This window comes from Chryseobacterium sp. 2P (assembly GCF_059579425.1).
In genome coordinates this window covers 1681385-1699870 of record NZ_CM184194.1, presented here as the reverse complement: position 1 = coordinate 1699870, position 18486 = coordinate 1681385, and the positions used below count along the sequence as shown (strand labels likewise).

Here is an 18486-nt window from a genome sequence, read left to right as displayed (position 1 = left end):
TTAGGGTGGGAGAGTTTTTGTGTTTGAGTGTTTATTTATTCAGATTTAAAGCTCTCTTAGTCTCAAACCCTACAACTCAAATAGGCTGCATAGTTTAATGGATAGAACTTCGGATTTCGGCTCCGACAGTGAGGGTTCGAATCCTTCTGCGGTCACTTTTAAGGACAGACATTTGATGTTTGTCCTTTTTTATTGATTATCATTGCCAATCATTTAAATCTCTTTGATATCTATCATTAATTTTTTGTCAAATTTATTATCTGGATTTATTCTAAATTAATATATTTGCATCATGAATATGATCGTTCCTTTCAAAGTAGCTCCATTAGCTCCTGCTTTTTCAATGAATACAGAAGAAATGTATTGCGGTGACAAGAAATCATGCTGCAAAAAATTTAAAAAGGGAAAAAGATGCAAGAAGTGTCCGGGAAGAAAGAAAATGGCTTAATTAAAGCTTTTTAACAGGAAATAGACCGCCAGAATTAATAAGACCAACCCGATAATAATTCTCGCGATTTTTGGCTGTCCGTGAGGATTTGCAACAGTTCTTGGCTGTGACTTAAATAATTCCTCTGCCTTATCTTTAAATTTTTCCGAATTGTTTTCAAAAACTTCGGTAATTGTAATGCCCTGAACGGCTGTTTTGTGCAATAAAGAATTCGTAGCATGAAGCAGAATCTGGAATTTTCCGTCTTTAAATTCCGTTATTTTAAAAACTCTTTCTCCATAAGGTTTTTCCAGTCCGAAAGGTAACACTTTCACCACATCCGCATTTTGAGTCTGCCAATTGATAATGATCTCCTCTCCTTTTTTCGCATGAATTTTGTTTGCCGTAAAAGTTTTAATAGAAGGCGGAATATTGTACCTGAAGCTTTTCTGATGACTTTCTAAATTCTGATTGTAAGAATGTCTTCTGCTTTTATCACTCAATGTTTCATAAGCTTCCTGAATTTCACGGAACCGGTCTGCGAAAAAATCATCGTTATCATTTTTATCAGGGTGATATTTTAAGGATAGTTTCCGATAGGCTTTTTTGATGTCTTCTTCCGAAGCATCGTGAGAAATTCCGAGAAAATAGTAGTAATCTTTCATTAAGCTATGCAAAAATAGGGATTTTATTTTCTTTTTTAAACGCAAATGGCACGAATAATTTCACAAATAGCTCGAATAATGTTGTGCTATGCTTTTAATTTTTTTCTTTAAAAGACAAAAAGTCGTATAAAGTAAAATTTCTAAAAACTCTTTGGAGTTTTATCTGTGTAGAAATCATATTAAGAGGACGTTCGGCGTTCCGTAGGAACGCCATCTTAGAACATTTATCAAAATATTTGGTAATGTACTGAAAAATAGTTGGTGAAATTCAGGATATATTTTAATAAATTATGGATGTTAATCCGAAGAGGACAAAAGCACTGGTGGAGATCAACTTTTCAGCAATAGGATTAATGTTCAAAACGATAGTTTTAAGGTGAGGTTTCCCTCACCTTTTCGTTTATTATCGGATGAACCTTATGGCTAAAAAAACTCTATTTTTCGTTAGAAAAATAAATATACCATTTGATGAAATTGATTCGGTTTTTCAATGTGAGACCTCTGTGCAGGTCGAGATGATTTTTTAAATGGCTGAAATATCCCTCAATACCATTGGTTGTTTTAGGAATATTGGGATTTTCCAGATAATGAAACATATTGGGCAATGCCCGTTTTATAGTAAAATACGATCGTCTGAGAAGCTTGTGGGTATACCAGTATCTTTCGGTTTCAAGATTAATTGTTTTTTCATTAATATAATCCTGATGTCTCAAATACCAGTCGTTGAGTTCATTTTTCCACCAGATTTTATCGTTTTGTGTTTTAATTTTCAGTAATAATAAAACGTGTTTTCGAAGTTCCTGACCGGCAATGTGTTTAGGAAACTTTGTGAGCCAGATCAGGCACATTCTCTGAATATGAACCAGACATCTCTGAGTAATGATGTCTCCATCAGATTTATTTATGGCTTTCAAAACGCTTTTATGTCCATCTGTAGTAATGCTTTCCAGCTTTACGCCCAGCCGTAAAAGATTGTTTAAATCTTCCCTGATTTCTTCATAATGTTCTCCATCGGTAAAACGGATAAGCTGTGTATATCCATCAAAATCATCCTGATAAGCAATTAAACAGAACTGAGCAAAATAAGTTGCATCCATTCTTAAATTCACCTTTTCCCGTTTGATGATCTTTAAGGTAGGAGACTGCTCTAAAATGGTATAAAATGTTTTCTGCAAAGTATCTTTCGAATAACCGCTGTCTCTGCAAAGCGTTTTGTAGGTCTGCCTTTCCAATACCCATTTTTTGAACCAGATAAAACGATTTTTAATTCTCTGCTCCGTTCTGTTTTGAGTAAATAAAATCCCGCAATTTTTACATTTAAATCTTTGCTTTCCCCCTTGTTTTCCCCAACGAATTACCTCCAGGCTTGAACAAGACCAACAACGTTTTTTTGCCATTTTTCAGACAAAGAAAAAGTTTTATGAAACACGTTTCATAAAACTTCCTCCAAGCAGCCTAACAATGAGGTTTTGATAGAATTCTACCAACTATTTTTCAGTATTATGCCAAATATTTCAAGCTTGCTTGTTTAAATCTTTTTAATGTTTCGGTTCAGGCGGCGAAGCCGCCTGAACCGAAACCCTATTTTCCGAGATTGCTTTTTCGCTTCGCTCATCGCAATGACTGTAAAAAATTCCGGCTCGGGAAGCTTCGCTTCCCGAGCCGGAATTAAACAATTTCAATTTAGTTACTTTTATTATGCTTCTGCAACGTTTTCTTTTCTTTCGAAACCTCTGTGGCGGCATCTTGAAGCGAATTCTTTTTTAAACTTTCCTTTCAGCTCCTGATATTGCTCATCATTCATTTCTCTGATTTTATCCGCCAATCCGAAAGGAGATTTTTCTTTGATTCCGTATTCCTCAAAAATACCCTTTACAAATCTTTTTCTCTGCGCTGCTTTTTTAACAACTGCTGCAACTCCTACTACGGCTAAAGCAGCTAAAGCGCCTTTTAATACTGAATTTTTCATTTTTTCAAAATTTTAAATTTTACTACTTTTTGTTTTTTATATAGACGAATAAATGCTGAATTTACTTTACTACTTCTAAATTTTTATTTATTCGTTTGTTCTGTTGTGCCTGTTGAAAAAACCTGCTGAACATTTGTCCCTCCACACTTCTTTGAATTTCTCTCTTTCTTCGGGAGTAAGATGCATCATTTTTTCTCTCATCTTCTTTTCTTTAAAATCCCTCATTCCTTTTCCGAAATGAAATCCTCCGAAAAGAATCTTACTTAAAATCAGAATTCCCATTGCCTGCCAGAAAGTAATGGATTTTACACCCAAAATTTCAGGGAGAAGGCAATTCCAGAGCGCCATCACGATCCATGTAACGCCTAAAAAAATCAATGGCGGACAAAGAATCAGAAAAATCCAGCCTTTTTTATGTTTATGATTCATATCTTTTTATTTACTAACTGTTTAAATCTTCGTATAATTTTCTCAATCTGTTTCTTAAATGTTTGACGGCGTAATTTTTACGGCTAATAATCGTTTTAATGTTTTCACCATGCTCATCCGCAATTTCCTGAAGGGTTTTGTCATTAAGTTCATTTTCCACATAGACGAGTCTTTGTTTTTCCGGCAGTTCATCCAGAGCTTCAAAAAGCTTTTTCCAGATCTCGTCCTGAAACATTTTAATTTCGGGGCCTGCACTTTCATCCATCAGCAGAATATCTTTGATGGAAAAATCTCCGTCTTCATCTTCATACACGAAATCTTCAAGATTCTCGGTTTTCTTCTTGCGGTATTTGTCCGTGATTTTATTTGCCGTTACTCTGTACAGCCAACCGCCAACATTCACAATCTCAGAAAGATTGGTAAGACTACTGAACTGATACCACACTTCCTGCAGAATATCTTCCGCATCCTCCGTATTTTTCACTTTCGGACGAATGTACGACATCAGCTTTCCTCCGTACTTTGAAACGGTCTGCGAGATGATATTTTCCTTCTCCTTCTGTGGCATTGTTATTTTTTCGACAATCTCCATATTGCTATGACGATTGAAAATTTTGTTTTACTTTAATAAATTTAAAATAATTTTTGAGAAATTAAGATTTTGTTTTATTCATCCGTATTTTGAAACATGAATAAAGCAAACTTTTTTTCGCTAATAACACAAATCCTATTATTATGTAACCTAAGTTCGGGATAAGAAATAAATTTAAATAATTGATTTATCGCATTATATTAATTTATCGCAAAGAAAAACAAAATAGTATTATTTTGATAAGTTTTACGCCTTTGTATATCTTAAAGCTAAATTCCTGATAATTGAATCTCTTTGTTTAACCTTGCGTTTAAGAAGACTTATCCAAAACTCAGGTTAAGTATGAAATTTTTAAAAGATATATGTCCTAATTTGTATTTAAACAAAAAAACGAAAAGCTAAGCCTTCCGTTTGTATTTTGAATGATAAGTTTTAATTCAGATAAATTCCGAAGTACCAAGTCCAGACAATCAAAATAATCTGCATCGGAATTCTTTTTTTATACAGATAATTCATTCCGGGACCAGTGAAATCCGCTTTAAAAATATTGATTTTTTTTCGGGAAGAATTGATATTCGCAACGAAAACCAAAACATAAAAAACAATCAGTAAAACAGCAGTCAGTTCACGAATGGAAGGAATCATCAATCCGATTCCGGCTGCAATCTCAATAATTCCTGTTATGTATACCCAAAATAGTTTTGCCGGGATAAAATCCGGAATCATCATTGCCATTCCCTTTTGAAATTTAAAATGAGAAAATCCTGTAAATATGATGAAAACAGCCATTCCCAGATTTCCGGAAAACACAAAATTCCAGTCTCCCTGAAAAATTCTGGTTGCCAATAAAGCTAAAATAAATGTGGTAAAAAGAATGGTCAGCAATTTCATAAGATGTCTTTTTGTTTCCAGTAGATACAAAGATTTACACTATGATTAATAGTAATTTTATCAACTATAAATATAGTTTAAAATAAGTGCAAATCGTAGAAAATAATTATTTTTCAGCAAGTTCTTTTACAATTTGCAGACCTTTTGTAAAGCCTGTATTCATATGCTCTTCCCAATCTTTTTCAGTCTGAACTTCGGCATGAAGTTTTGTTTTGCCATCAAAATCGATTAAAAAATATTTTTCAAAGCAGCCGCTCCACTGTTTCACCTCCATGCTTTCTGTATCTTCGTTACCTGCTTCATCTCGCATTCCCAAATGTTTGAAAACAATCTGATCAGGCTTTTCCAAACTGTCTATTGTAGAAACCATTCCTGCTCCTTCTGCATTTGTAAAATAGGTTTTCCCGTTTACTTTCCAGTCGGATTTCATAAAAGAAGCCGAATTTGGATTAAAAAATTTCGTCCACTCACTGTAGGTGTGTTCATTCCACAAAACGTCCCATATTTTTTCTTTCGGAGCGTTAATGATAATTTCATACGATAAAGTTTCCATAATGTTTTTATTCAATTTTAAAACTGATTTTCAGATAAATGCTTCACATTGGAAAGTGCATTGGAGAAATTTTCTTCGAAAAAGCTTTTAAACTCTTCTGAAGTCTGAATTTCAACGGTAAGATGCGTTGTATTTTCGTTTTCTGTTAAAATATAATTTTCTGTCCCACTTTTAAAGTTCTGCGGTGTTTCAACGCCATTATAAATTTCGCCAAGATGCTGAAAGGTAATCTCTTCATTGGGAACAAGCTTCACAATTTTGCTGAACATCCCGTTGTTCTGAGGATCCAGAAATTTAATAATTTCATTTTCTTTTAAATTTCCCTGATAAAAAGAACCTTCTCTGAATGCAGAAGTCCATTGTCTGAAAGAAAAATCATCCCAGAGCACACTCCATACTTTTTCCGGCTCAGCATTGATCTGAATATCAAAATGTAATTTTTCCATAAAAAATATATAAACTAGCTGTTATTTTAAATACGATGTTACCCGCCTACGAAATCTCCGCCGTTAATGTGAATAATTTCTCCCGTTATAAAACTGGAATCTTCCGAAGCCAGAAAAACATAAGCCGGAGCAACTTCCGATGGCTGTCCTGCACGTTTTAACGGGTTATCTTTTCCAAAGGTTGAGAGATCGTCGAAAGTTTCCTTCACAAGAGGAGTCCAGATCGGACCGGGAGCAACGCCGTTGACTAAAATCCCTTTCTCTGCGATATTGGTTGCCAGAGAACGAATAAAAGTTGCGATAGCACCCTTCGTAGCGGAATAATCAATCAGATGATCGCTTCCTCGGTATGCCGTTACTGAAGTGGTACAGATAATCCGGCTCCCTTTTTTCATCAGGGTTAAAAGATCTCTGGTGAGAGCAATCATAGAAATAATGTTGACATTAAAAGTTTCGAGAATCTGCTCATCAGAAATATTTTTAATATCATTTTCCGGAAACTGAATACCTGCATTGTTTACAAGAATATCTAAGGTTTTCCAGTCTTTTTTAAGCGAATCCATGCATTTTTTTCTGAAGGACTTTTCGGAGACGTCTCCTTTCATCAGAATACATTTCCGCCCTTCTTTTTCTACGAGATTCTGAGTTTCTTTTGCATCGTCATCACTTTCTTTGTAAATAATCACAACATCTGCTCCTTCTCTCGCAAAATGAACCGCAACCGCCTGTCCGATTCCGCTGTCTCCACCTGAAATTAAGGCTTTTTTACCCTTTAGTCTATCGCTTCCTTTATAATTTTCACGGATGATTTCAGGAAATACCCCTTCTTCAGGAACTTTTGACTTTGAGTCTGACTTGTTCTGTGTCTTCATAAGCAAATCTTTTATGAATACCCATCAAACAGCAAGCCGAAACGGAAAAATTATGACGTTGAAGAATATAAGCAGAAAGTTTTGTAACGGTTAAAAAGCTTCAAACCTCCCTGCTTCCTTCTTCAATCGAATCCTAAGAATTATAGGCATCTTCCAGATCCTGAATAACAATTTTGTGCATTCCCATCATCGCCTGAAATACTTGCTGACCTTTTACCGGATCTGATCCGTTCATCAGTTCCAGCAATCTTTTGGGAACAATCTGCCAGCTCAAACCAAATTTATCTTTCAGCCAGCCACACATACTTTCTCTTCCTCCATCTGCCGTTAAAGCATTCCAATAATGATCGGTTTGTTCCTGATCATCTGTCATTACGACCATAGAAATTCCTTCATTGAAATCGAACTGATGATCGTAAGAATTATCCATACAGAAGAAACTGTATCCATCAATTTCAAAATGGGCATGCTGAATATTTTCTGCCGGTTCAGGAGCAGGATGTCCTTCGCTTCCATAGCCATATCTTAAAATATTTCCGATTTTAGAATTCGGGAAAACTTTAGTGTACAATTCCATCGCTTCCATTGCTTTTCCGTTATTTTCATGAATAAACATTAAGGTAGGAATTATTTTCTGTTCAGTTTGTTTTTCACCTAAAAAGATTTGCCACGTTACATCATATTTATCTTTCAGCCAGCCATATTTTTTGCTCCAGGAATAAGAATCCAGAGGCATTAAAGCAATTCCGCCTTCCAATAACCCGTCCCAATACTTTTGCACCTCATCTTCCGTTTCGCAAATCACCATAAACGAAACCGATGCATTTTTTTTGAAATGAGGACCGCCATTCAGCATCATCATTTTCTGACCGAAAAGCTCGATATTCATCACCATCGGAGTATCTGCGGTAATTTTTCCGTTAAATATTCTGCAGTAGAATTCTGCGGATTCTTTTGCGTCTCCGTCATACCAGAGACACGGGAAAATAGTGTTGTTCATATTTTTAAATTTTATTTTTTTGCTTTGAACACCAATAGCTTCAAATGTTTTTCACGAATAATCACAAATGATTCGAAAGGTTCAGCTTGGCATCTCTGATACCAACAGTTTATTTAGCAATATAACTGATGCATGTCATGCTGAGCTTATCAAAGCATTTAATCAAAATTTATAATGAAAATGTATGCAGATATTGGTGCAGTTTGTGTTCTATATCAATTTTTAAAGGAAACATTGTTTTCCTGCATATAGGCTTTGAGTTTGTACATTGTACTTTTTCCGAAACCGTGAAGCTGCAGGATTTCCTTTTCAGAATACTCTGAAAGTTTTTCAAGAGAATCAATCTTTTCCTTTGCCAGAGCTCTTCGGGCAGGAGCGGCAAGAATTCCCTGTAAAAAAGTTCCGTTAACTACATGACTCACCGCGCAAATGGAACTTAAACATTTTGCCATTATCACTAAATTGATCATGATTCTGAAAATTAAAAATCTTTCTTAATTGTTTTCTACATACTTATGAAAATTGTTCAGAATTGCATACCATCCTTCTCTCTGCATTTCTACGGGATTCTGTGTTTCCGGATCGAAAATAATCTGTACGCTGGTTGTATTTTCATCCATCTTATCAAAAGTTATCTCTGCTTTTCTTCCGTCTTCCATGTGATATCTGATCTTCTCATACGGTATCACTTCATCATAAGTTCCCACAAAATCGAATCCAAAGCTTTTATCTTTGGCTTCCATCCTGTTTTTGAACTGTCCTCCGACTCTGAGATCGTTTTCTGAACTCGGACATTCCCAGGATTCGTGGGCAAAATTCCATTTGGTAATATGCTCCGGACCGTTGTAATAGTCCCAGACTTTCTGAACAGGTGCCAGAATTGTAATATCGATGTGAATTGGTTCCATAATATTATTTTTAAAGGTGTAAAAGGCAACCAAAGTTCAGTTGCCCTTTCAATATAATTAGTTTAAAGATAAGTCTATTTTACGTATTCTTCGTTATAATTAATCATCCAGTGTACACCATATTTATCCTGAAAGCTTCCGAAATAATCGCCCCAGAACTGGTCTTCAATGGGCATTTCCACATTTCCGTCTTCAGAAAGCCCTTTGAAAATTCTGTCGGCCTCATCTCTGGAATCCGGAAAAACAGAAACGTAATTGTTATTTCCCACATTCAGTTTTTGTCCGAAACTTGGAACGATGTCTGATGCCATCAGTAAATCTCCGCCTATCGGAAGTGCAATATGCATTACCCTGTTTTTCTCTTCATCCGATAAATGTTCAGTTCCGGGAGCATTGCCCATTCTGTAAATTTCACCAACGAATTCCCCGCCGAAAACGGATTTGTAAAAATTGAAAGCTTCTTCTGCTTTTCCATCAAAATTTAAGTAAGGATTTAATTTAGCCATGATTTTTTTTATTTTTTTTTAGTTAAACACAGATAGCACTAATTTTTTCACGAATACCACGAATAATATTTGTGGAATTTGTGTATTAATATTTTAAACACAAATAGCTCTAATATTTTTTACGAATACCACTAATACTATTTGTGGAATTTGTGTAGAGTTTTTTTTGATTAGTGTTTTCATCAAACGGATAATTTATCATTCTAACGAAGGGAGAATCTATTTTATCATTTTTTTAATATCAGATCATTCAAGAGAATTTCCGTTAAAAATAACAAAGAAATATCCGCACAAATTTTTTTTACTAAAATTTATGTAAGAATTAATGGTATTGATTTAAATTTTACTCTTTAGGCATTTGGGACGGATCTGCAAACATTACATTCCAGCCATGTCCGTTGATATCCCAAAAGGAATTGTGATACATCCATCCGTAATCCTGCGGTTCTTCATGCTGTGTTGCACCATTCGCCACAGCAGTATTTACCATCTGATCTACCTGTTCACGGGTATCTAAACTGATGGCAACCAAAACCTGCGTTGTATCTCCTTTCGGAACAGGTCTTTCTGAAAAAGTCTGGAAAAATTCTTCCGTTAAAAACATCACGTAAGTATTATCGTTCATAACAATACAAACGGATTGGTCATTGGACATTTCATCATTGGTTGGGAAGCCTAATTTTGTCCAGAATTCTCTTGTTTTCTGTACATCTTTCACCGGAAGATTCACATAAATCTGATTGATTTTCATTTTGCTGTTTTTACTGTTAAAATTATACTCAAAGTTATCAAGTTAAAATAAAAATCAACTTGCCATAAGACAAGATTTAAATTTTCTTCGGATGGGAAACCAGCTCTTTACGGATTCTGCTTAAGGAAGTATCTGTAATTCCCAGAAACGAGGCAATCTGCTTTAAGGGAGCAAACTGTACTACATGCGGCTTCTGCTCTAAAAGATTGAGATAACGTTTGGTTGCGGAAAGGGTAAACATCTCTACAGAACGCTGTTTACCAATGAAAAGCTGCTGAGACATCCATGCTCTCCCCCATTCTCTGAGATTCGGAATTTTATGAAACAGTTCCTGAAAAGTTTCAAAATCAAACTTCCAGCACTCGCAGTCTGTAATGCAGACAATATTTTCCTGAGTGGGAATTCTCTGAAATAAAGATGAAACTTCAATAATGATTTCATTTTCAACAAAAAAATTAATCGTTACATCATTTCCGTTAAAATCGTTGACAAATGAGCGGGCAAGACCTTTCTCCAGAATATAATATTCGTTGGCTGTTTTTCCTTCTTTCAGTATAAAATCTCCTTTATGAAAAAAAACTTTTTCATGTGCCTGAAATATTTCATCCAGCTCATCATCAAGGAAAAAAGGGAAATCGTAGCAGATTTGTAAGGCTTTATTGCTCATCAAGTAAATGTTTTTCAAAGTTTTAAAAATAAAATTTTTCCCGGAACTGATGAAGCAATTCTTAAACAAAGTGATGATTTGTGGTAGCTTATTTTTGCGTAATCCTTTACAATAAGTATATTCCGGATCTGTCCACCAATTACAATTAATGACAAAGAAGTGTCAATCTTTATAAATCCTTTGCGTAGATTCTTTTGAAATCACAAAATCTATTATTAAAAAGAAAAACTTTCAAATCTAAAATTTAAAACAGAGAAAGCTGTATAGGTTTTGGACTGGAAGGTTTCTGGGCATCTCCAAATACAGTTTTTCCTCCAAACCGCCATGAATTCTGTCTTTCTTCTTCAATGACTTCCCGAATATCAAAATCGGGAGTAAAATCTTTTTCAGTTGATTCAATAATCTGGTGAAGCTTGTTTAACGTTTTTAATTTATCTGAATTTCCCAGTTTGGATCTTTCGATTCCTGATTTTAAAATCTGCAAACTTTCATCATACACTTTCGTAGGAACCGGAAACGGATGACCATCTTTTCCACCGTGGGCGAATGAAAATCTCGCAGGATCTTTGAATCTTGACGGCGCACCATGAATGACTTCGCTTACCAAAGCCAGAGACTGCATTGTTCGCGGACCAACGCCTTCCAGCATGAGCAAATCTTCGAAATTTTGCGGCTGCTGTTCTCTGGTTACATATAAAAGTGCTCCAAGTCGTTTCAGATCAACATCAGAAGCCTGAACATCGTGATGATTAGGAAGAATTAATCTTGAAAAATCGCTCATGATTTCTGCGGAATCGGTGTGGGAAATTTCCAGAATTCCTTTTCTGTTCCCGGAAGCTTCCGCATCTGTAAGGTTTAAAATAGTTCCTCTTGAAATTCCGTTTATTCCGGTGTGAGGCTCTTCCACAAAGGATTTAATATTCTCCGAATGCCAATGATAGCGTCTTGCCGTTCCGTCCGATTCGTGCATTCCCTGCTGAACAACGCTCCAGTTTCCGTTATCCGACAGAATAAAATTATGCAGATACAGTTGATATCCATCCTGAATTGCCGTATTATCCACTTTTGCCGAAAGTTTGCTGGCTTTTACGAGATCATTTCCGTTCAATCCTGTTTTATCAGCAATCTGAAGTAATTCTGAAGGTGTTTCGCGGGAAAATTTTCCTTTTCCGCCGCAAATATACAACCCCAATGATTGGGAATTTGGATTGATGGAACGCTTCAAAGCACCCATTACCGAAGTTGTAATTCCTGAAGAATGCCAATCCATTCCCATCACCGCGCCAAAACTCTGAAACCAGAAAGGATCTGCCAGTCGACGGAGAACTTCGTCTTTTCCATACTCCATGAGAATTACCTCAACAATAGAAAGCCCGAGAATCGACATCCGTTCATACAACCACGGCGGTACTTTGCCATAGTGAAGGGGTAAATCTGCGGTTCCGGAACGTTTCATTGTGTAAATGTAAGCGGAATGTTTTTAATTTTTAATGATTGTGATCAGTAATTTTATGGAAAACAGGAAAGAAAAAGTCCTGCAGACTGTGCAGGACTCCGATTTTTTATGGATCGGTTTTTATTTCAACGCAGCTAATGCAGCCTGATAATCGGGTTCATCTGCAATTTCTGATACCTGCTCTGTATACACCACTTTATTGTTTTCATCCGCTACAATGACAGCACGGCTTAAAAGTCCCTTCATTGGCGAATCTGTAATGGTTACTTCGTAATCGTCTCCAAAACTGCTTCTGAAATCTGATAGCGTTTCTACATTATTAAGACCTTCCGCAGCGCAGAATCTTCCCAAAGCAAAAGGTAAATCTTTAGATACATTAATAACGACTGTATTTTCTAAAGCTGAAGCTTCTTCATTGAATTTTCTTGCAGATGATGCGCAAGTCGGGGTATCGATACTTGGGAAAATGTTGAATACTTTCTTCTTTCCTTCGAAAGTTTCCAGAGTTTTCACATTAAGCCCTGAATCTACCAAAGCAAAATCTTTAATTGTGCTTCCTACTGACGGTAAAGTTCCTATTGTATTTACTGCATTTCCTTTTAATGTAATACTTGACATAATTTGTTTTTTTAATGTTTTTCAAATTTAGCTAAAAAAGAAAACTTTTCCCATCAAATAATGGTTAAAAAATAATTAAACCGGAAAGAAATACCAATAACGGGTCTTTTACATTCAATGGGTTTCAAATAGTATCCGAAATTGTTAACAATATACTTAACAGAAGCTCCTTTTATAAAGGGGCTTTTTCTATTAAAAATATGAAAAGTAAAAAACAAATCCTCCCGAAAATGAGAGGATTTATTATGAAAACTATGTCGTGGAAAATTTAAATAAATAAAAAATATTAAGCATGAGCTTTTCTGAATTTAATCATGCTTAAAATAAACAGACCTAAAAGTCCCAGAATAAAATAACCTTCCGCAACCTGAAGCTGAATCTGAGGTTTTATGAAAGCGGCAATTCCATAGCTTAATGCTGAAGTAATAATGAAGGCTACTCCACCCGTTAAACCGCCTGCAATTCCTGCAGAATTGGGAAATCTTCCGATACAGTAGGAAAAATAATTGTTGAAAATAAATCCTGCTGTTACGTGAATGAAAAAAGCAAAAGCAACCAGACTGTAAATATTATTGGAGAAATACGAAGCGGCAAACATAACAGCAATCAGAAGCAACTGAATAAAATTGGCGTTTCTTATTTTAGGTAAAAAAGCTTTATTAATTAATGCCTTTCCTAAAAATCCGCCCGTCATCCATGCAAAACCGAGAATAAGAGAAACATATCCTGCCACAACTTCGGAATAGCCCATTTTATGCTCAATAATAAAGGAACCACAAAGATTAAAAAACATAATCATCGAGTAACTCAAACCACACATAATCATTCCGTAGAAAAAATCTTTAGCTTTGAACATAGAGTTGTATTCTTTAATCAGGAATTCCACATGAAAAGGATTTCTCTTTTTTAATGTTTCACCAGAGAATATAAATTCAAGAATCAGCAATAACAAACTGTACCCTGCCAAAACGTAGAAATTTGACTGCCATCCAAAGTTTTTCTGCAGATATCCTCCGATAAACGGTGCAACAATAGGTCCAACTGACCATACAATCGTCATGATGCTGAGATAATGTTTCCGCTCTTCTCCTTCATAAACATCTACAAAAAAAGCTCTTTTGGCAACGACTGCGAAACCCGATAAAACACCCTGCAAAACACGCATTGCATAGATCACAAAAATGTTCTGCGTTGTAGCGGTAATTAAAAAAGAAGCGACAAAAAGCGCCAGAGAAATCATGGAAACTTTATATCTTCCGAAAGAATCCACAATACTTCCGGCGAAAAACTGGGTAAGACCGTAACTGATTAAAAATATGGATAAAGTAAGCTGGATATTGCTTTCCGTCTGGTGCAGTTCTGTTGCCATACTCGGCATGGAAGGAAGATAAATATCCGTTGCCAGTCCGGACATCGGAATAACCGCAAATGCCAAAACTGTAGCAATAAATTTGTTTTTTTCTTTAAGGGTAACCATTGCTGATGTTAAAAATTATCAATTGAAAATCCAGATTTCCGGAAAAAGATCCTGAAAATATGAATTCATGCAATTTTAATTATTGACTAATTTCATTGATCCTTCGCTGTATCTTTCACCAACGTCGGGATATTTTTTTAAGATAGAATCTATTGTTTTCAGGTCAGATTCTGAAAGCTCAATTTTGGTTGCTTCAATATTTTCTTCTAAGTATTGGATGCGTTTCGTTCCCGGAATCGGAATGATATCCTCTCCCTGATTCAAAACCCACGCTAAAGCAAGCTGAGTTCCTTTTACACCTTTTGAAGCCGCAAAACCATTGATCTCCTGAGCTAAATTTCTGTTATTTTCAAGATATTTTTCCTGATAACGCGGTAAAGATTTTCTGAAATCTTCATCTGTAAAATTCTGAGCTTCATTAATATTCGAAAAAAGTCCTCTTGCTAAAGGTGAATAAGGAATTAAAGTGATTCCCAGTTCACGGATTACAGGCAGAATTTCACGCTCCACATCTTTCGTAAGCAGAGAATATTCTGACTGCAACGCGGTAATCGGATGAATTTTATGTGCTTTTCTGATCGATTCCGCAGAAGCTTCGGATAAACCTAGATATTTTACTTTTCCTGCCTTTACGAGATCTGCCATTGCTCCTACCGTTTCTTCCACAGGAATATTGGGATCTACTCTGTGTGCATAGTACAAATCGATTTCATTAATTTTCAGGCGTTGAAGGCTTAAATCTACTGCCTTTTTGATCCATTCCGGTGAACCGTCGAAATAAGTTCCCGGAGCGCCGCTGTGACCGGCTTGTCCATCTTTAAACCTGAATCCGAACTTGGTTGCGATAAAAATTTTGTCACGGTTCGGAACCAAAACTTTTGAAATCAGTTTTTCATTTTCTCCGTTGGCGTACATATCGGCTGTATCCCAAAAGTTGATCCCAAGATCCAACGATTTATGAAGGGTTTTAATGCTTTCCTGTTCATCCGTTGGTCCATAAGCAAAGCTCATTCCCATACAGCCCAAACCGATCGCCGATAATTCTACACCTGTGTTTCCTAATTTTCTAAATTTCATGATAGTTTGTGATTTAAAAGTTACAGTACAAAATTATAACAGCCGCTGAATGATTTCAATATAGAATTCAAACGAAGAATTATAAAATTCAAACAAGCGCAGTTCTTACTGCATTGGGTGTCATTCCGGTTTGTTTTTTAAAATAATTGGTAAAATAGGCAGGTTCTTCAAAGCCTAATCCGTAGGCAATTTCAGAGACATTCCAGTCGGTATGTTTTAATAAGGCATGAGCTTCCTGAATAATTCTTGCCGCAATCTGCTGACTTGTCGTTTTTCCTGTAATTTCCTTTACGGAACGGTTTAATGAATTAACATGAATGGAAAGGCTTTCGGCATAATCTACAGGACTTTTCAGTTTTAAAAATCTTTCGGGACTGTCAATGGGAAATTGTCTTTCCAGCAGTTCCATGAATAAGGAAGCGACTCTCTGCGAAGCATTCTGATAAGGTTCAAAATTTTCCGCAGGATGCATTTTCATCGTTTCGTGAATCAGAAGATGAAGGTAAGCACGCAGCATATCATATTTATGAAGATAATCAGACTGAATTTCGTTCATCATTTTAATAAAGATATCGGCAAAGGTTTTCTGCTGTTCTTCATTGATAAAGAATACGGGAGTTCCGCCAATTTTGAAGAGCTGGGAATCCTGAAGATTTCCCAGACGGTTTCCGTCATGCACAAAATGATCTGTAAAAAGGCAGAAAAAACCTTTCTGATCATTATCTTCTGCTTCCCATGAGTAAGGAATCACCGGATTTGAAAAGAGCAAAGCCGGCTGATCCACATAGATCCATTTATCGGCATAATGCAGTTTTCCTTTCCCGATAATCAAAGAAATTTTATAATAATCTCTTCTGCTGTACGGTGTAATGAGTGAGCAATTTTCGCGTGAAAAGACATTAAAATGTCCTACTCCGGGAGTTTTGATACATTCCAGACCGACGCGCTGGTAAAATCCTTTTACGGTTTCATTAGATTCCATTTTTCAAAATTATAAAATTCAAACAGAATTTCAGTAATGAAATAACAGCGATAGATAAAATAAAAACGACTGATCTTTCGACCAGCCGTTTTAAGATTGAATATAATTGATTAATTGGTTCTAATGATGACCTTTTCCGTTTTTATGCCTGTAAACTTTGGCTTTTTTATCCATGTGTTTATAGCGTTTGTCATTATTTTTATTTCTATTGTAAACTGCTACAGGGTTTTGTCCTTTGTAATATCTGTTTTTAAATTTAGCATATTTATCCCTTCCCAAAATTCTTTCCAACTCTACATAACGGTCATTTCTCCATCGATCAGGATTATTATCATATACTCTGTTCCAGGAATCATAATCTCTGTAACGGTCGTTCAGCGCATAAATTTGGTTTGCCTGTGTTGTTGAAAGCACCAGATCTGAAATTACACTCTGCCAATTGACATCGGTAATACTTCTTCTGTAGTCGTTATAATAGTCTGTCTGTGCGTAGGATAAACCAAAAGTTCCTACCAGCATCATTGTTATGATTAACTTTTTCATCTTTCATTCATTTTAAATTAAACTGAATATAAATTTTCAATTTGAATGCCAAACCATTTAAAACAATTTCTAAATGCAACAGAAAACATTCATAAATTATTGATTATCTAAAAGATACAAACCATTCATAAATTTTTCTTAATGATTTTAAAAATTCTTAAAACTTTCGCAGATTTCAGTTTTAATTTGTAATTTTAAAAGAAGAAAGTTTTCAATACTTCTTACTCACCAAAAATCTCAATCGTATGGAAAATATAAAATTTGAAGTATCTCCTTATCAGGATGAATTGCAGATACTTATTGACGGAAAAAAGTCGGGCTATATGTCCATTGAGATCGACGGCAGACTTTTAATTGTCTACTACACCAAACTTGAAGAGGAGCATGAGGGAAAAGGCTACGCCAAAATGCTTCTGGATGAGCTTGTTCGCTATGCCGAAGAAAAAGATCTTCTGGTAGATCCTGAATGTGATTTTGTAAGACAGCAGTTTGAAAATCATCCTGCCCGTTACAAAGACATTTGGCACGCGTAAATTAATCTTTCCACCAGACTCTGAACTTATTATCTGAAGCATTCAGATCAACGGGTTCGCCGATCATGGGTGTTAAAATATTAAGATTTTTATCTTTTCCGAATTTCGTTACTTTTTCCAGCGGTTCGTTCCATGCATGGAGCGCCAATGCAAATTTAGACGAATGTACCGGAATGATATTTTTCGCCTTTACATCAATACTTGCGTGAATAACATCTTCCGGCAACGCATGAATGTATTTCCATGCTTCATTATACTGTCCGTTCTCCATAAACGCATAATCGAAAGGTCCGTATTTTTCACCGATCATTTTGAAATGGGTATCGTAGCCGCTGTCTCCGCCTAAAAACAGTTTTTTTGTAGGAGTTTCCAAAACATAGGAAGTCCAGAGTGTGACATTTCTTTTGACTTTTCTTCCTGAAAAATGTCTTGCAGGAGTATAAATTATTTTAAGATCATTCTTCAAAACAACTTCACTTCCCCACTCTTCTTCGATGAGCTGTTCCGGTTCATAACCCCATCTTTCCAGATGTGAACCAACTCCCAATGGTAAAATGACTTTTTTTACTTTATTTTTAATGGCTTTTACCGTAGGATAATCCAGATGGTCGTAATGATCGTGGGTAATCACCAGATAATCAAGTTCCGGAATATCTGCGGGCTTAAAAATATCGGCTCCGGAAAAGGCTTTGTTGAAAAACTTAAACGGCGAACCGTAAGAACTTAGCACCGGATCAATAAGAAATGAAACGCCATCGGTCTGAATATAATACGATGAATGTCCCAACCACACAAAAATATCTTCATTTTTAGGAAGATTTTTTAAATTTGTATGAATGGATGGAATATTTTTCAGTGGCTTTAAAAGCGGATTTTTTTTGGCAAAGAAGAAATCGAACATTACTTTCGGCATGGAATATCCTTCTGCAAGAGAGGGTGTTTCGCTGAGGTTCTGAAACTGACCATCTCTGTAATGAGCGGACTGCTGCATTCTTTTTAACCTCTCTCCTTTTGCTTCCGCGCCAAAGACTTCCTGTCCTGTAATTACAAAATATAATAAAACCACTAAAACTGCGACTGCAATAATTGTATAAACCATTTCTTAAAATAATTGTCAAATGTAT

General features: G+C 35.8%; 24 protein-coding genes and 1 tRNA gene. 2 read left to right on the top strand and 23 right to left on the bottom strand.

Annotated elements, in window-relative coordinates; translation table 11 throughout:
- Positions 1 to 83: 83 nt before the first annotated feature.
- A tRNA-Arg gene (locus AC52CF_RS07790) sits at positions 84 to 155 on the top strand.
- 289 nt (positions 156 to 444) lie between these two features.
- On the opposite strand, the gene AC52CF_RS07785 is transcribed toward AC52CF_RS07790, so the two are convergent.
- The 22 genes from AC52CF_RS07785 to AC52CF_RS07680 all read right to left on the bottom strand — a co-directional run bounded on the left by AC52CF_RS07785 (position 445) and on the right by AC52CF_RS07680 (position 16829).
- Positions 445 to 1092, bottom strand: a complete 648-nt coding sequence (locus AC52CF_RS07785) for a J domain-containing protein (protein ID WP_375181729.1) — start codon at positions 1090 to 1092, stop codon at positions 445 to 447.
- Positions 1093 to 1526: 434 nt separating this feature from the next.
- Entirely contained in the window at positions 1527 to 2489 is a 963-nt protein-coding gene (locus tag AC52CF_RS07780; RefSeq protein WP_496517329.1) for an IS256 family transposase, variant Zn-binding type, read from the bottom strand.
- A 141-nt stretch (positions 2490 to 2630) separates the two neighbouring features.
- Positions 2631 to 2774 carry a hypothetical protein gene (locus AC52CF_RS07775; RefSeq protein WP_496518030.1) on the bottom strand — a complete coding sequence of 48 codons (144 nt, stop codon included), beginning with the start codon at positions 2772 to 2774 and terminating at the stop codon, positions 2631 to 2633.
- A 14-nt stretch (positions 2775 to 2788) separates the two neighbouring features.
- Positions 2789 to 3061 carry a hypothetical protein gene (locus tag AC52CF_RS07770; RefSeq protein WP_214590121.1) on the bottom strand — a complete coding sequence of 91 codons (273 nt, stop codon included), beginning with the start codon at positions 3059 to 3061 and terminating at the stop codon, positions 2789 to 2791.
- 87 nt (positions 3062 to 3148) lie between these two features.
- Positions 3149 to 3490 (bottom strand): hypothetical protein, encoded by a 342-nt coding sequence (locus tag AC52CF_RS07765; RefSeq protein ID WP_214590122.1) that lies wholly within the window; start codon positions 3488 to 3490, stop codon positions 3149 to 3151.
- 13 nt (positions 3491 to 3503) lie between these two features.
- On the bottom strand, positions 3504 to 4058 hold the full coding sequence (locus AC52CF_RS07760) for an RNA polymerase sigma factor (protein WP_250902163.1): 555 nt from the start codon (positions 4056 to 4058) through the stop codon (positions 3504 to 3506).
- A 456-nt stretch (positions 4059 to 4514) separates the two neighbouring features.
- Positions 4515 to 4973 (bottom strand): DoxX family protein, encoded by a 459-nt coding sequence (locus AC52CF_RS07755; RefSeq protein WP_214590124.1) that lies wholly within the window; start codon positions 4971 to 4973, stop codon positions 4515 to 4517.
- A 106-nt stretch (positions 4974 to 5079) separates the two neighbouring features.
- A complete protein-coding gene (locus AC52CF_RS07750; protein WP_214590125.1) occupies positions 5080 to 5526 on the bottom strand; it encodes an SRPBCC family protein in 447 nt (148 codons plus the stop codon).
- 17 nt (positions 5527 to 5543) lie between these two features.
- Positions 5544 to 5972: an SRPBCC domain-containing protein gene (locus tag AC52CF_RS07745; RefSeq protein ID WP_214590126.1), complete on the bottom strand. Its 429-nt coding sequence runs from the start codon at positions 5970 to 5972 to the stop codon at positions 5544 to 5546.
- Positions 5973 to 6010: 38 nt separating this feature from the next.
- Positions 6011 to 6844 carry an SDR family oxidoreductase gene (locus tag AC52CF_RS07740; protein ID WP_214590127.1) on the bottom strand — a complete coding sequence of 278 codons (834 nt, stop codon included), beginning with the start codon at positions 6842 to 6844 and terminating at the stop codon, positions 6011 to 6013.
- Between the two features lie 133 nt (positions 6845 to 6977).
- Positions 6978 to 7844 carry a VOC family protein gene (locus AC52CF_RS07735; protein WP_214590128.1) on the bottom strand — a complete coding sequence of 289 codons (867 nt, stop codon included), beginning with the start codon at positions 7842 to 7844 and terminating at the stop codon, positions 6978 to 6980.
- A 215-nt stretch (positions 7845 to 8059) separates the two neighbouring features.
- Entirely contained in the window at positions 8060 to 8296 is a 237-nt protein-coding gene (locus tag AC52CF_RS07730; RefSeq protein ID WP_250902164.1) for a helix-hairpin-helix domain-containing protein, read from the bottom strand.
- 42 nt (positions 8297 to 8338) lie between these two features.
- Positions 8339 to 8752: an SRPBCC family protein gene (locus AC52CF_RS07725; protein WP_185204943.1), complete on the bottom strand. Its 414-nt coding sequence runs from the start codon at positions 8750 to 8752 to the stop codon at positions 8339 to 8341.
- A 74-nt stretch (positions 8753 to 8826) separates the two neighbouring features.
- Positions 8827 to 9258, bottom strand: coding sequence for a VOC family protein (locus AC52CF_RS07720; protein ID WP_214590130.1), 432 nt, complete (start codon positions 9256 to 9258; stop codon positions 8827 to 8829).
- A 343-nt stretch (positions 9259 to 9601) separates the two neighbouring features.
- Positions 9602 to 10009: a VOC family protein gene (locus tag AC52CF_RS07715; protein WP_214590131.1), complete on the bottom strand. Its 408-nt coding sequence runs from the start codon at positions 10007 to 10009 to the stop codon at positions 9602 to 9604.
- Between the two features lie 76 nt (positions 10010 to 10085).
- Positions 10086 to 10676 carry a Crp/Fnr family transcriptional regulator gene (locus AC52CF_RS07710; RefSeq protein ID WP_214590132.1) on the bottom strand — a complete coding sequence of 197 codons (591 nt, stop codon included), beginning with the start codon at positions 10674 to 10676 and terminating at the stop codon, positions 10086 to 10088.
- A 244-nt stretch (positions 10677 to 10920) separates the two neighbouring features.
- On the bottom strand, positions 10921 to 12132 hold the full coding sequence (locus AC52CF_RS07705; RefSeq protein ID WP_214590133.1) for a DUF763 domain-containing protein: 1212 nt from the start codon (positions 12130 to 12132) through the stop codon (positions 10921 to 10923).
- Between the two features lie 120 nt (positions 12133 to 12252).
- The gene (gene tpx, locus AC52CF_RS07700) at positions 12253 to 12750 is read right to left on the bottom strand and encodes a thiol peroxidase (protein ID WP_214590134.1); all 498 of its coding nucleotides are present in this window, start codon (positions 12748 to 12750) and stop codon (positions 12253 to 12255) included.
- Positions 12751 to 13036: 286 nt separating this feature from the next.
- Positions 13037 to 14227 (bottom strand): MFS transporter, encoded by a 1191-nt coding sequence (locus AC52CF_RS07695; RefSeq protein WP_214590135.1) that lies wholly within the window; start codon positions 14225 to 14227, stop codon positions 13037 to 13039.
- Positions 14228 to 14302: 75 nt separating this feature from the next.
- Complete coding sequence (locus tag AC52CF_RS07690; protein ID WP_496518029.1) at positions 14303 to 15304, bottom strand: aldo/keto reductase; 1002 nt, start codon at positions 15302 to 15304, stop codon at positions 14303 to 14305.
- A gap of 88 nt (positions 15305 to 15392) precedes the next feature.
- Positions 15393 to 16286, bottom strand: a complete 894-nt coding sequence (locus AC52CF_RS07685; protein WP_076394570.1) for a helix-turn-helix domain-containing protein — start codon at positions 16284 to 16286, stop codon at positions 15393 to 15395.
- Between the two features lie 120 nt (positions 16287 to 16406).
- Positions 16407 to 16829: a hypothetical protein gene (locus AC52CF_RS07680; protein ID WP_194304437.1), complete on the bottom strand. Its 423-nt coding sequence runs from the start codon at positions 16827 to 16829 to the stop codon at positions 16407 to 16409.
- Positions 16830 to 17074: 245 nt separating this feature from the next.
- Here AC52CF_RS07680 and AC52CF_RS07675 point away from each other — a divergent pair, with 245 nt between their 5' ends.
- Positions 17075 to 17362: a GNAT family N-acetyltransferase gene (locus tag AC52CF_RS07675; protein ID WP_087710810.1), complete on the top strand. Its 288-nt coding sequence runs from the start codon at positions 17075 to 17077 to the stop codon at positions 17360 to 17362.
- Position 17363: 1 nt separating this feature from the next.
- Here the strand turns inward: AC52CF_RS07675 and AC52CF_RS07670 are convergent, their stop codons facing one another.
- Positions 17364 to 18461: an MBL fold metallo-hydrolase gene (locus AC52CF_RS07670; protein WP_214590137.1), complete on the bottom strand. Its 1098-nt coding sequence runs from the start codon at positions 18459 to 18461 to the stop codon at positions 17364 to 17366.
- Between the last annotated feature and the right edge of the window lie 25 nt (positions 18462 to 18486).